Origin of the sequence: Tenacibaculum crassostreae (genome assembly GCF_964512405.1) — a bacterium.
Lineage (GTDB): Bacteria > Bacteroidota > Bacteroidia > Flavobacteriales > Flavobacteriaceae > Polaribacter > Polaribacter crassostreae.
In genome coordinates this window covers 141,555-156,372 of sequence record NZ_CAZELE010000003.1, presented here as the reverse complement: position 1 = coordinate 156,372, position 14,818 = coordinate 141,555, and the positions used below count along the sequence as shown (strand labels likewise).

The window sequence follows — 14,818 nt, the reverse complement described above, 5'->3', positions numbered from 1 at the left end:
AACAGCTTTTAAGAGGTTATCTAATTTTTCTTTTCACAAAGACATTTGCAAAACACCAACTTTCTTACTAAGCATTATTTTAAAGCGTTTTAAGACACTTTTATCTTTTTAACAAATGTTGATAATTTTAATTCGAAAACGCTTAAAAACTTTATTTTGAGGTTTAAAAATCGTAAATTTGTAAGACTACAAAAGTCGCTTTCGGGCGATTTTCCCATGAAATGACTTTAATTTAATTCACTTGATAATGAGCGAAGAAAAAAAACATAATTATTCTGCCGATAGTATTCAGGCGCTTGAAGGAATGGAGCACGTGCGTATGCGTCCTTCAATGTATATTGGTGATGTTGGCGTACGTGGTTTACACCACTTAGTGTATGAGGTTGTAGATAACTCTATTGATGAAGCTTTAGCAGGTCATTGTGATACAATTTCGGTTGATATTAACGAAGATAACTCTATTACTGTTCGCGACAACGGTCGTGGTATTCCTGTAGGTTTACACAAAAAAGAAGGAGTTTCTGCTCTTGAAGTTGTAATGACCAAAATTGGTGCGGGTGGTAAATTTGATAAAGATTCTTATAAAGTATCAGGAGGTTTACACGGTGTTGGAGTTTCGTGTGTAAATGCACTTTCAGACCATTTAAAAGCTACTGTACATAGAGAAGGAAAAATTTGGCAACAAGAGTACGAACGTGGTAAAACATTATATCCTGTTAAAACAGTAGGAGATTCAGATAAAAACGGTACAGAAGTAACTTTTTTACCAGATAGATCTATCTTCCAACAAACAACAGAATACAACTACGACACCTTAGCTACACGTATGCGTGAATTAGCATACTTAAATAAAGGTATCACTATCACTTTAACCGATAAACGTAATACTGATGATGAAGGTAACTTTATTGCTGACACTTTTCACAGTACCGAAGGTTTATCAGAATTTGTTAAGTATTTAGATAGTACACGTGAGCAATTAACAGCGGGTGTTATTTCTATGGAAGGAGAAAAAAACGGAATTCCTGTAGAAGTAGCGATGGTATACAACACTTCGTATGCTGAAAACTTACATTCGTATGTAAACAATATTAATACGCACGAAGGAGGAACTCACTTATCTGGTTTTAGACGTGGATTAACAGCTACTTTAAAAAAGTACGCTGATGAATCTGGATTGTTAAAAAATGTAAAGTTTGAAATTTCTGGTGATGATTTCCGTGAAGGATTAACCGCTATTATATCTGTAAAAGTTGCAGAACCTCAGTTCGAAGGACAAACAAAAACTAAGTTAGGTAACAGAGAAGTTACAGCTGCTGTTAGTCAAGCAGTATCTGAAATGCTTACCGATTATTTAGAAGAAAACCCTAACGATGCTAAAACTATTGTTCAAAAAGTAATTTTAGCAGCACAAGCACGTCACGCAGCTCGTAAAGCTCGTGAAATGGTTCAACGTAAAACCGTGATGAGTATTGGAGGTTTACCTGGTAAATTATCAGACTGTTCTGAAACTGATCCTGCTCAATGTGAAATCTTCTTAGTTGAGGGAGACTCGGCAGGAGGTACTGCAAAGCAAGGTCGTGATCGTAACTTCCAAGCAATTCTTCCTTTAAGAGGTAAAATCTTAAACGTTGAAAAAGCAATGCAACATAAAGTTTTTGAAAATGAGGAAATCAAAAACATGTTTACCGCATTAGGAGTTACCATCGGTACCGAAGAAGATCCACGTGAATTAAACTTAACTAAACTACGTTATCATAAAGTAGTTATTATGTGTGATGCCGACGTTGATGGTTCGCATATTGCTACATTAATTTTAACATTCTTCTTCCGTTACATGCGTGAAATGGTTGAACAAGGATATATTTACATTGCTACTCCGCCTTTATATTTAGTTAAAAAAGGACAAAAACGTGAGTATGCATGGGACGATAACCAACGTGATTTAATTGCTCAAAAAATGGGTGGTGGAGTTTCTATCCAACGTTATAAGGGTCTTGGAGAGATGAATGCTGAACAATTATGGGATACTACAATGAACCCAGAATTCAGAACATTACGCCAAGTTACCATTGACAATTTAACTGAAGCAGATAGAATCTTCTCTATGTTAATGGGAGATGAAGTTCCACCTCGTAGAGATTTCATTGAAAAGAATGCTAAATATGCAAATATTGATGCTTAATCACTCAATATTAAACTTTTAAAAGCTTATCGAATTCGATAAGCTTTTTTATTTTAACTAGGATACTATTTAGTTTTTTATACATTTGTTATCTAATAACAACTTAGTAACATGAAAAAAATAATCTTACCCCTTTTAACTATTTTCTCATTAGCGTTTAATATTAATGCCCAAGATGGACCTGAAGGAATTTTATTTGCTGATTCAGAAGATACAAATCGATTAACTAACGCCTACATAAATCCTGCTATGAAAGGTTTAATTTATGGCATGAATAATGGTTGGTACCATACCGCTAAAGTTCATAAAAAATTTGGTTTTGACATTACTTTAGGTTTTAATGCCTCAATGGTACCTACTAAAGACGAAATGTTTTCTCTATCTAATTTAAAATCAATCAATCAACCAGGAGGAAATATTACTTCAGCAACTCTTGCTGGTTCAGAAAACGATGGTAGTCTAGCTACTGTAACCTTTCAAGAAAGTGGAATTACCTACACTGGAACTTTCGAAATGCCAGGGGGTATTAAAGAAGATCTACCTTTAAATGCAATTCCAGCTCCAGCTATTCAAGCAAGTATGGGACTACCATTTAAAGCAGATGTAATTTTAAGATATGTTCCTAAAGTAGGTTCTGATGACGTTAAAGGAAGTCTTTTTGGTATTGGATTAAAAAAGGAAATTACTGATTGGTTTGGACCTTTAGACAAAACACCTTTACATGTTTCATTATTAGCTACATATTCAACAATGGGAGTTGATTATAATATTGTAGATGAAGATCCAAACGATAATATAGATATCGAAAATGGTAATATAAATTTTGATTTAAATTCATATACTGTACAAGCTATCGCTTCTTTAAACTTTCCTGTAATTAACGTTTACGGAGGTGTTGGATATACTGGTGGATCATCTTCATTAGACATGACTGGTAAATATACACTTTCATATAATGCTTCTTTAAATACTAGAGAATTAACAAACCCTTTAAATTTGGAATCTAATGTCAGTGGATTTAAAGCTACATTAGGTACTCGATTAAGCTTAGGGTTCTTTAAAATATTTGCCGATTACACTCTACAAGAATACAACGCTATTAATGCTGGTATTGCTTTTAGTTTTAGGTAAAACTGCTAAAAAAAATCTTAATAAAAAATAGCTTTATAAATTAATAAAGCTATTTTTTTTCTACTTTTGAACCTAATTAATAAACACAAACCTCTTAACATTAAAAAGTTATGAAAACAAAAATTCTTTCATTAATCCTCTTATTAACTACCTTATTTAGTTACAGTCAAAAAGAAGACACCAAACAAAAATCTACAAATGGAAAAGACCTATTTTCTAAAGTATATAATAGCTACTCGGGAAAAAAAGTTTCAATTATTATATTGAAAGATGGTACAAGAGCAGAAGGTTACCGAAAAGATATTGACAGAAAAAAAGGTCAAATTTATTATATAAAAATCAAAGATAAAACTACAGGTAAAAAACGTAAATTTGATTCAGATCAAATAAAAGAAATGTATTTATTTCCTAGTGGTTTCCAAAAAATGATAAAAACATTAACTCATGTTTATGACGCTAGACAATGGGAACGCTCTGATCTTGATAATGATGTTTTGAAACAAGGATACATCTACTTTAAAAATGAAATGGTATCTCTAAAAAACAAGAAGAAGGAAAAAGAATATTTAATGCAACTAGTAAATGCTCCTTTCTCTAAATACATTCAAGTTTATGGTGATCCTTTTGCTAAGCAAACAACAAAGTTAGGTATCGCAGGAATAAACGTAGCCGGTGGTTTAGCAAAATCTTATTATGTTAAAAAAGACGGAAAAATGTTTTGGCTTCAAAAGAAAAACTTAAAAGAATATTATGAAACTTTATTTGGTGATTCTGAAGAATTTAAAAAGAAACACCCTTTGAGTGATATAAAATGGCGTCATTTTAGTGAATATGTTTTTGACTACACCGAGTTAAAATCAAAAGAATAAATAATTACAGTTAAACCCACTGAAATATCAGTGGGTTTTCTTTTTTATCCATAGCCAAATCGCTATTTTTGTGCATCTTATTAATAATTTTCAATAAAAAACATATAAAATGAAAGTAACAGTTGTAGGAGCAGGTGCAGTAGGTGCTAGTTGTGCTGAGTACATTGCTATTAAAAATTTCGCTTCTGAAGTTGTTTTAGTAGATATTAAAGAAGGTTTTGCTGAAGGTAAAGCAATGGATTTAATGCAAACTGCTTCTTTAAATGGTTTCGACACTAAAATTACTGGTACTACTGGTGATTATAGCAAAACTGCTGGTTCAGATATTTGTGTAATTACTTCTGGTATTGCACGTAAACCAGGAATGTCTCGTGATGAGTTATTAGGAATCAATGCTGGAATTGTAAAATCAGTAGCTTCTAGCTTAGTTGAGCATTCTCCTAACACTATTATCATCGTTGTATCTAACCCAATGGATACAATGACATATTTAGTTCACAAAGCAACAGATTTACCAAAAAACAGAATTATTGGTATGGGTGGTGCATTAGATTCTGCTCGTTTTAAATATCGTTTAGCTGAAGCTTTAGGAGCTCCTATTTCTGATGTAGACGGAATGGTTATCGGAGGACACTCTGATAAAGGAATGGTGCCTTTAACTCGTTTAGCTACTCGTAACTCTGTTCCTGTATCTGAATTCTTATCAGAAGAAAGATTAGAGCAAGTTAAGCAAGACACTAAAGTTGGTGGAGCTACTTTAACAGGTTTATTAGGTACTTCTGCTTGGTATGCTCCAGGTGCTGCTGTATCTGGGATGGTACAAGCAATTGCATGTGATACCAAAAAGATTTTCCCTTGTTCAGCTTTATTAGATGGTGAATACGGTTTATCTGACTTATGTATCGGAGTACCTGCTGTGTTAGGTAGAAACGGAATTGAAAAAATCGTTGAAATTAACTTAAGTGCTGAAGAAAAAGAAGCATTAACTTCATCAGCTGAAGCAGTTAAAAACAACAACACTGCATTAACTTTCTAAAAGTTAATCTTATAAAATTCTTTATAATCCTGAGCAATTTAATTTGTTCAGGATTTTTTTATAAAAATATGTTAAAGTTACTGAGTTACTGTAAGATTTAAAGAATCTTAACGTCTTTATATAAGAGAAACATTAGTAGTGTTTCTTTTCATAGTTTTTCATAGCAATTTTCCCACTTCATTCTTTGGAGTGGGTTTCCTTTTTTTTTAGACAGTTTGTTGTTGTACTACTTCAAACAACTCCCCTCCTTCACATTTAATTACTTTTTGTTTGAATTTCACGATTAATTGGTAATCGTGAGTAGCCATCAAAATCGTTTTTCCACTTTGATGAATTTCATTCAATAACTCCATAACCTCCAGTGAAGTTTTAGGATCTAAATTTCCTGTAGGTTCATCGGCTAAAATTAACTCAGGATCATTTAACAATGCCCTTGCTATTGCAACTCGTTGTTGCTCTCCTCCTGATAGCTCAAAAGTTTGTTTGTAGTACTTTTCTTTCATTCCTACCTTGTCTAAAACCTCATGAATTTTCTCTTTCATTTCAGCTTTATCCTTCCAACCAGTAGCTTTTAAAACAAATTCTAAATTATCAAAAACATTTCTATCATTCAACAACTTAAAATCTTGAAAAACGATCCCTAATTTTCTTCGTAAAAACGGAATATCTTTTTCCTTAATTTTCTTCAAATCAAAATCTACAATACTTCCTAAACCGCGTTGTAAACGAATATCGCCATACAGTGTTTTTAGCAAACTACTCTTTCCACTTCCTGTTTTTCCAATCAAATAATAAAAATCACCTTTATTTAAGGTAAAATTTACTTTAGACAATACTAAATTGTCTTGTTGATAAATATCCGCATTTTCAAGGTGCAAAACAGGGTTTTCCATGGAGTATATGTTTTTTACAAATCTAAAATTTTATAACGTAATTCTATAACATTTCTTACTTTTGATTAAATGTCTCCCAACAAAAATAAAAAACTAACGTTATAGTTTCTAGATAACTAAAATATATGAGATTTAATTTTTTTAAAAAAAGCTGCTTCTTATTTCTTTTTTTAACCTTTTCTGCTGTTGTTATGGCGCAAGAATCAGCAATAAATACTGATTTACAAGCCAATTTTCATAAAGCGATGCGCTTATTCAACAACAAAGCATATGCTGCTTCGCAAGAACTTTTTCGTGATGTTTCACAAAATTTAAACAAACATCACAATCTTAAAGCTGATGCGGATTATTACGATGCAATGTGTGCCATTAAGTTGCAACAAGACGATGCAGATGATAGAGTTATGGCTTTTGTAGAAAACCATCCATATAACAACAAAAAAGAGAAAGCTTTTTTAAATGTTGGGAATTATTATTTTGCGAATAGAAAAGCAGCCCACTCATTAAAATGGTATCAAAAAGTAAATGAAAAATTATTAAGTCCTCAAGAGCGAGATGAACTTAATTACAAAATGGGATATGCGCTTTTAGTATCCAATTATTTAACGGATGCTAAATCTCGTTTTCAAACCTTATTAGGAAATCCTATTTTCGGAAACGATGCTCGTTATTACTACGGATATATTGCCTACAAACAAGAAAATTTTGGTGAAGCAGAAGACAATTTAAGTCAATTAGCTAACGATGCAACCTATCAAGCAAAAGCAAATTATTACATTTTAGATATTAGTTTTAAAGCTGGAAGGTTTGATAAATCTATCCAAATTGGAGAACAATTATTAGAAACTTCAAAAGACAAAAAAGAGATTTCAGAAATTTCTAAAATTGTAGGCGAAAGTTATTTCAATCTAAAAAAATATGAAAAAGCAATTCCGTATTTAGAAGCTTATAAAGGTAAAAATGGGCGTTGGACAAACACTGATTATTACTACTTAGGGTATGCTTATTATCAACAAAAAGATTATGAAACAGCTGTAAGTAATTTTAATAAAATTATTGATGGAAATAACAAAGTCGCTCAAAATGCATACTATCATTTAGGTGAATGTTATTTAAAATCAGACAAAAAGCACGAAGCGTTAAATGCTTTTAAAAATGCTAGCGAAATGGATTTCGATCCTCAAATTGCTGAAAGTTCATCGTTAAATTATGCGAAATTGAGTTATGAAGAAGGAAATCCATATGAAAGTGTTCCTGATGTTTTAAAAGGTTTTTTAGCTAAGTATCCAACTTCTCCAAACACTGCAGAAATTAGTAATTTATTAGTTACTTCGTATCTGCATCAACAAGATTACCAAGGTGCTTTAGATTTCTTAAACACTTCAGAAAACCCTGAAACAAAAAGCATTGTCAATGAAGTTTCTTTGTACAGAGGAATTCAATTATTCAATGAAAATAAAATTGAAGAAGCTAAACCTTTCTTTATAAATGCTACGCAATCAGAAAATGCAACAGTAAGTAATAAAGGCGCTTATTGGCTAGCTGAAACAGAATATTCTTTAGGAGATTATCAAAATGCTTTAGAAAATTTCTTAAAAGTTTCTGACAATGAAATTGAAGAAGCTAAAATGCTAAACTATCAAATTGGTTACACGAATTTTAAACTAAAGAGTTACCCAAATGCTGCAAAATACTTTCAGCAATTTTTAGAACAAAAGTTAGATGACAACGATTTAAATGACGATGCTTCCAACCGTTTGGGAGATTCTTTCTATGCTTCTAAAAGCTACACCAATGCTATCGAAGCGTATAACAAAGTAATTCAAGAAGGTGGTGTAGGTGCAGATTATGCACAATATCAAACAGCAATAAGTAACGGATTTTTAGGAAAAAATGATGTAAAAATTCAAAACTTGACCACGCTTATTAACGATTATGAAGAATCTCAGTTAAAAGACGACGCGCTGTTTCAATTAGCAACAACATATACAACTATCAACAACGCAAAAAAAGCACAAGATGCTTATGAGCGTTTGTTGGCTAAATACCCATCTAGTAATTATGTTCCGAGCGTATTGCTACGTCAAGGGCTGTTATATTACAGCAACAATAACAACAGCAAAGCTATTCAGAAATATAAAGAAGTAGTTGCCAAACACCCAAATTCTAACGAAGCAAGACAAGCGGTTACCAACATTAAGAATGTGTATATTGACATAGGTAAGGTTGACGAATATGCTGTTTGGGTTAAAAATGTAAGTTTCGCTAATGTTACAGATGCCGAATTAGACAATGCTACTTTTCAATCTGCTGAAAATAAATTCTTAGAAAATAATAACGAAAAAGCTATTGAAGGGTTTAACAAGTACTTACAAGCATTTCCTAACGGAATTAGCGCTTTAAAAGCTCATTTTTATTTAGCACAATCATACAACAACACCAAACAGTTTAATGAAGCTATTCCGCATTACACCTATGTAACAAAACAAAATAAAAGTGAGTTCTCTGAAGAATCTCTCACAAAACTTGCAAATATTTATCTTCAAAAAGAAGACTGGAATAACGGAATGTTAGTACTTCAGCAACTAGAAAAAGAAGCAAACTACCCACAAAACATCATTTTTGCGCAGAGTAATTTAATGAAAGGGTATTACAAAAAGGATGATTATAACAACGCAATCACCTATGCTGAAAAAGTTTTAACCACAGGTAAAATTGACACTAATATTGCTGAAGATGCTAAAATTATCTTAGCTCGTTCTTCTTTTAAAAACAACGATTTCTTAACTGCTGAAGAATATTTTAACGAAGCTAGTAAAAAAGCTACAGGTGAGTTAAAAGCAGAATGTTTATACTACAATGCTTTCTTTTTAAACGAAAACAAAGAGTATGAAGCATCTACCAAAGCAGTACAAGATTTAATTGCTAATTATTCATCATACAAATATTGGGGTGTAAAAAGCTATATAATTATGGCAAAAAACTATTATGCTTTAAAAGATGCTTACCAAGCAACTTATATTTTAGAGAATATTATCAAAAACTTTACTCAATATCCTGATGTGATTGAAGAAGCTAAAAACGAGCTTCGTACCATTAAAAACAAAGAAGCAAAAACAAACGAATCAGTAACTACCCAAAACTAAAATTTGTTAACAACAAACGAAAGTTAAATGATTAAATCGATGAAAAAGCACTTAAGTTTACTTGTTTTATTTGTAATAGCCTTTGCAAATGCGCAAGAAAAAAAAGCCACAAATAAAGCAAAAGACACCATTATAAAAACCGAAGTTGTAAACGTTGTAACTTCGTATGTTCCTAAAATTACCGATGCTTTTAAAATAAAACAAAAACCAGTAATTGAACACACGAAAGAAACACAAAAGAAAGATTTAGAATACCAAATTTTTTCAGTTCCTGTGGCCTCTACTTTTATTCCTAAAAGCGGAACGATGAAAAAAGTAGACCTTGGAAAAAGAGAAAAATTATATCCAAATTATTTATCTGTAGGTTTTGGTAATGTACTTTCTCCTTTTCTTGAAGGTTATATGAGACGTAGTGATAGTTACAACAGTGAATTAGGAGCGCATGTAAAATTTATTTTGTCTTCAGATCCTGTTGCCGATACCGAATTAAGCAGTACATTTTACAACATCGATTTAAACCTTACTTACACACAACAAGAACGCTATTTTCAATGGAGTGCTGGTTTAGATGCTGAAAAAGACAAATACAATTGGTACGGTTTACCTAACAATATAACATTTACCGAAGCAACTGTAAGCGCTATAGAAGAAGCTCAAAGCTACAATCACTTTAAAGTTTTCGGGCAAATAAAACCAGATGAATCAATTTTAAATGAGGCAAACGGAGCTATTTCTTTCTTTTCTGATTCTTTTGAAAGTGCAGAATTTTTAGTCGATGCTGATGCAGAATTTAAGTTTGATTTAACTAATTTTCATCGTCAATTAAACGATTTATTTGTAAACACAACTCTAAATTACGTTGGGGGTTCATTTGCTTATGCTTACGACGCTATAACTCCTATCGATTATAATTTCATCATTTTTGGTGTTCATCCAAACTATAAATTCAACATCCAAGATTTAGCTATTCAATTAGGTGCTAAAAGTTATTTTTCTATGGATACGCAGCGTAGTGAAAACAACTTCTTTATCTATCCTGATGTAGAAATTTCTTATCCAGTTGTAAAAGATTTTGCCAACGTATACATAGGTTCTTCGGGTGATTTAACTACAAATATGTATCAATCGTTTACCGATGAAAACCCATACCTCTCTCCTACACTTGACATGAGACAAACCAATAAGAAATTTGATGCTTTTGGAGGAATTAGAGGTAAATTAAACCATCAATTCAGTTACAATGCTAAAGTAAGTTATGCCGATATTGAAAACAATCCATTTTTCGTTCTGAATCAATCAAAATCAGACGGAACCAACATTGCAGGAACAAACGGGTTTACTTTTTACGGGTATGAATTTGGAAACTCTTTTCAAGTTGTATACGACGATATTAAATTAATGACCTTTTTTGGTGAAATTGCTTTTGAAGGAATTAAAAACTTAACAATCGGTGCAAACGGTCAATTCAATAAATTTACCTTAACAAACGAATCTGAAGCTTGGAACACCCCAAAAATAAAAGGAGAAATCTTTGGAACTTACAAAACTAATAAATGGTTTGCTGGCGCAAATCTCTACTTTGTAGGGAATAGAAAAGGAAGAGTTTACGACGCTTTACCTACCAATACTTTTAATCCGATTAACTTAAAAAGTTATTTTGATGTAAACTTTAACGGTGGTTATCATTTTGACGATTCTTTCTCGGTATTTTTAAACCTAAACAATGTTTTAAACAATAGTTACCAGCGATTCAATAATTTTAACGTACAAGGTTTTCAAGCTATGGGGGGGTTAACCTGGAAGTTTGATACTCTTTTCTAAGAAATTAAAATATAAAACTTACATTTAGGGTATTAAAAAACTAATACCCTAAATGAAAAATCAACTATTATTTATTGCTTTTGCAGGTATTACCTTATTTTCTTGTAAAACAGAACCTACAAAAAAAGCTTCAATTTCAGAAGCTTCAGATAACTACAAGCAAGATTCTATTCAAATAAAAAATATTTTTAACGCAGCGCTAACCCAAGGTCAGTCTTATGAATGGTTACGCGATTTAACCCAAAATATTGGAAGTCGCTTATCAGGTTCAGAAGGAGCTGCTAAATCTGTTGTTTGGGGAGAACAACTTATGAAAGAAGTTGGTTTAGATTCAGTTTGGTTACAACCTGTAATGGTTCCTCATTGGGTTCGTGGTGAAAAAGAAGTAGCTAATTATGAGTTTAACGGAGAAAAAATTAACGTTCCTATTTGTGCTTTAGGAGGCTCAATTGCAACTCCTTCAAACGGAATTTCTGCTCAAATTATTGAAGTAAAAAGCGTTGATGAAGCTAAAAACCTAGGAGATAAAGCAAACGGTAAAATTGTATTTTTCAACGGTGCTTTCGATAATACGTTAATCAATACTTTTCAGGCGTATGGTGGTTGTGTAGGACAACGCTATGGAGGAGCTTCAATAGTTGGTAAATTTGGAGCAAAAGGTGTAATTGTACGCTCTATGACAAACGGAATTGACGATTATCCACATACAGGCTCTATGGGATATGGTGATATTCCAACTTCAAAATATATTCCTGCTGCAGCTATCAGTTCTCGTGCGGCAGAAAATTTAAGCAAACACTTAAAAGAAAATCCTAATTTAGAATTTTACTTCAAACAAAGTTGTGAAAACTTACCAGATGCACCTTCTCACAATGTAGTTGGTGAGATTAAAGGAATTGAAAATACAGATAAAATTATGGTTATTGGCGGTCATTTAGACTCTTGGGATTTAGGTGAAGGCGCTCATGATGACGGTACGGGTATTGTTCAATCGTTGGAAGTTGCTTATTTGTTTATTAAAAACAACATCAAACCAAAAAACACCATCAGAATTGTATTTTTTATGAATGAAGAAAACGGTTTACGTGGTGCTACTGAATATGCTCGATTAGCAAAAGAAAATGGTGAAATTCATATTGGCGCTTTAGAATCTGATGCTGGTGGACATACACCACGTGGTTTTACTATTGATGCCAATGATAAAAACAGAAAATTACTTCAAAGTTGGAAAGAATTATTAGCTCCTTACGGATTACACGATATTACTGCTGGAGGAAGCGGTGCTGATATTGGTCCGTTAAAAGACGAGCATGTTACTTTGGTAGGATATCGTCCAGATTCTCAACGTTACTTTGATTACCATCACGCAGCAACCGACACGTTTGACAAAGTAAACAAACGCGAATTAGAGTTAGGTAGCGCATCTATGGCTAGTATTGTGTATTTAATGGATAAGTACTTGTATAACGATGAACCTTTAAAGCCTTAAAAAGGTTGTACAAATGAATAGAAAATTAAATAACCAATACTTTGAAACTAAAAAAACACACAAAGAAGGTTACAAAAAGAATAAACTTACATTAAAGAGAATAATTATTAATGTAATTATCACTTTTCTATTAGTTTTTTTATACAATAAGTTCAGCAAGTATTTATCAAATAAAATTGAACAAAATAAAGCTAAAGAAACATCTAGTTATATCTTTATCCTGAAAAAAAATCAAAAAAAACAACTATGTATTATTTAGTAGTCATATTAAGAATTATATTTGGAATATTTTTGGCTTTTGCAGGAGTTATGCATCTCATAAAACCTAAAATTTTCAACCGTTTTATTCCAGATTTCTTACCAAAATTAGCAGTAAATTATATAACTGGTTTAATAGAGTTAGCAATTGGTATTGGATTATTAATTAATCAAACTACTAAACAAGCAGCTTTAGCAATGTTTATATTAATGTTGTTTTTTTTACCAATTCATATTTGGGATGTTTTTAGAGAGAAACCTGCTATTGGATCTAAAAAAATTGCCATTATAAGAGTACCTCTTCAATTTTTATTATTATACATTGCCTATTTAATTTATACGTATTAATGAAAAAAATAATATTGCCCTTACTATTAATCAGTTTACTTTTTTCTTGTAATCAAAAAGAAAAAGTTGATCTAATTGTTATGAACTCCAAAATTTATACGGTTAACGAAAAGTTTGATACTGTTGAAAGTTTTGCCATCAAAGACGGGAAGTTTGTAGCTGTTGGAAGCACTACTGAAATCCAAGAAAAATATACTGCTACAAATACGATTGACGCAAAAAACAAACCGATATACCCTGGTTTTATTGACGGACATTGTCATTTTTATGGACTCGGTTTACAACAGCAAAAAGTTGATTTAGTAGACACTAAAAGTTACGATGATGTATTACAACGATTGGTTGATTTTCAAAAAGAGAAAAACACCACTTTTATCACCGGTCGTGGTTGGGATCAAAACGATTGGGAGGTGCAAGAATTTCCTACAAAAGAAAAACTAGACAGTATTTTCCCAAACACCCCTGTTGCTATTCGCAGAATTGACGGGCACGCAATGTTAGTTAACCAAAAAGCAATTGAATTAGCTGGAATTACAACTGATTCAAAAATTGACGGAGGAGAATTCATCACAAAAGATGGAAAACTTACCGGTGTGTTGATTGACAATGCCATGAACTTTATTGAAGTTCCAAAACCATCAAAAAGGGAGCAAATTCAAGCGTTAAAAGATGCTCAGGAAATCTGTTTCGATTTAGGCTTAACCACGGTTGATGATGCTGGTTTAGATAAAGAAGTTATTGAACTTATTGATAGCTTACAACAAACCAGTGATTTAAAAATGCGTGTGTATGCAATGATTTCAAACAACAAAGAAAACCTAGATTATTACCTAAACAGAGGAGTTATAAAAACCGACAGGTTGCATGTTCGCTCTGTAAAAGTATATGCTGATGGAGCTTTAGGTTCACGTGGAGCAGCCTTAAAAGATGAATATTCTGATAAAAAGGGGCATTTTGGAGCATTGGTGAATTCATACGATGATTTGCAAAACTTAGTAAAACGAATTGCAGATTCTGAATATCAAATGAATACCCATGCTATTGGAGATTCTGCCAATTATGTAATGCTGAAAACGTATGATAAAGTTTTAAAAAATAAGGAAAATCGTCGTTGGCGAATAGAACATGCTCAAGTAGTAGATCTAAAAGATTTTCACTTCTTTAAAAATGTGTTACCATCTATTCAACCTACACATGCTACATCAGATATGTATTGGGCAGAAGAACGTGTAGGCTCAGAGAGAATTAAAGGAGCGTATGCCTATAATGATCTATTAAAACAATACGGAAAAGTAGCTTTAGGAACCGATTTCCCTATCGAACATGTAAGTCCGTTATACACTTTTTATGCGGCAAGTATTCGAAAAGATTTACACGGATTTCCAAAAAACGGATTTCAAATGAATAATGCTTTATCAAGAGAAAACACGTTAAAAGGTATGACTATTTGGAATGCCTATGCCAACTTTGAAGAAACCGAAAAAGGAAGTATTGAAGTAGGAAAAGTGGCTGATTTTATCATTCTTGAAAAAGATATTATGACTATTGATGGCAACCAAATTCCGCATACAAAAGTTTTAGAAACCTATATTAACGGAGAAAAAGTGAACTAGTTTGCATCTTTTTGAGTTTTAAAATGTCT

Annotated in this window: 10 protein-coding genes; 9 read left to right on the top strand and 1 reads right to left on the bottom strand. The window is 32.2% G+C overall.

Going from position 1 to position 14,818, the window contains the following annotated elements:
- Positions 1 to 247: 247 nt before the first annotated feature.
- The 4 genes from gyrB (at position 248) to mdh (ending at position 5,221) form a co-directional block, all read left to right on the top strand.
- A complete protein-coding gene (gene gyrB, locus ACKTST_RS02940; protein WP_408046306.1) occupies positions 248 to 2,185 on the top strand; it encodes a DNA topoisomerase (ATP-hydrolyzing) subunit B in 1,938 nt (645 codons plus the stop codon).
- A gap of 111 nt (positions 2,186 to 2,296) precedes the next feature.
- The gene (locus ACKTST_RS02935; RefSeq protein WP_408046305.1) at positions 2,297 to 3,316 is read left to right on the top strand and encodes a DUF6588 family protein; all 1,020 of its coding nucleotides are present in this window, start codon (positions 2,297 to 2,299) and stop codon (positions 3,314 to 3,316) included.
- 110 nt (positions 3,317 to 3,426) lie between these two features.
- Positions 3,427 to 4,185: a hypothetical protein gene (locus ACKTST_RS02930; RefSeq protein ID WP_408046304.1), complete on the top strand. Its 759-nt coding sequence runs from the start codon at positions 3,427 to 3,429 to the stop codon at positions 4,183 to 4,185.
- Positions 4,186 to 4,294: 109 nt separating this feature from the next.
- Positions 4,295 to 5,221: a malate dehydrogenase gene (gene mdh, locus ACKTST_RS02925; protein WP_408046303.1), complete on the top strand. Its 927-nt coding sequence runs from the start codon at positions 4,295 to 4,297 to the stop codon at positions 5,219 to 5,221.
- Positions 5,222 to 5,427: 206 nt separating this feature from the next.
- On the opposite strand, the gene ACKTST_RS02920 is transcribed toward mdh, so the two are convergent.
- Positions 5,428 to 6,114, bottom strand: coding sequence for a cell division ATP-binding protein FtsE (locus ACKTST_RS02920; RefSeq protein WP_408046302.1), 687 nt, complete (start codon positions 6,112 to 6,114; stop codon positions 5,428 to 5,430).
- Positions 6,115 to 6,239: 125 nt separating this feature from the next.
- Here ACKTST_RS02920 and ACKTST_RS02915 point away from each other — a divergent pair, with 125 nt between their 5' ends.
- The 5 genes from ACKTST_RS02915 to ACKTST_RS02895 all read left to right on the top strand — a co-directional run bounded on the left by ACKTST_RS02915 (position 6,240) and on the right by ACKTST_RS02895 (position 14,789).
- Positions 6,240 to 9,260, top strand: a complete 3,021-nt coding sequence (locus ACKTST_RS02915; protein WP_408046301.1) for a tetratricopeptide repeat protein — start codon at positions 6,240 to 6,242, stop codon at positions 9,258 to 9,260.
- 39 nt (positions 9,261 to 9,299) lie between these two features.
- Positions 9,300 to 11,081: a TonB-dependent receptor gene (locus ACKTST_RS02910; RefSeq protein ID WP_408046300.1), complete on the top strand. Its 1,782-nt coding sequence runs from the start codon at positions 9,300 to 9,302 to the stop codon at positions 11,079 to 11,081.
- Between the two features lie 52 nt (positions 11,082 to 11,133).
- On the top strand, positions 11,134 to 12,570 hold the full coding sequence (locus tag ACKTST_RS02905; RefSeq protein ID WP_408046299.1) for a M20/M25/M40 family metallo-hydrolase: 1,437 nt from the start codon (positions 11,134 to 11,136) through the stop codon (positions 12,568 to 12,570).
- Positions 12,571 to 12,816: 246 nt separating this feature from the next.
- A complete protein-coding gene (locus ACKTST_RS02900) occupies positions 12,817 to 13,176 on the top strand; it encodes a DoxX family protein (protein ID WP_408046298.1) in 360 nt (119 codons plus the stop codon).
- Positions 13,176 to 14,789, top strand: coding sequence for an amidohydrolase (locus ACKTST_RS02895; protein ID WP_408046297.1), 1,614 nt, complete (start codon positions 13,176 to 13,178; stop codon positions 14,787 to 14,789). Before ACKTST_RS02900 ends, ACKTST_RS02895 begins: the two co-directional genes overlap by 1 nt.
- Positions 14,790 to 14,818: the final 29 nt, after the last annotated feature.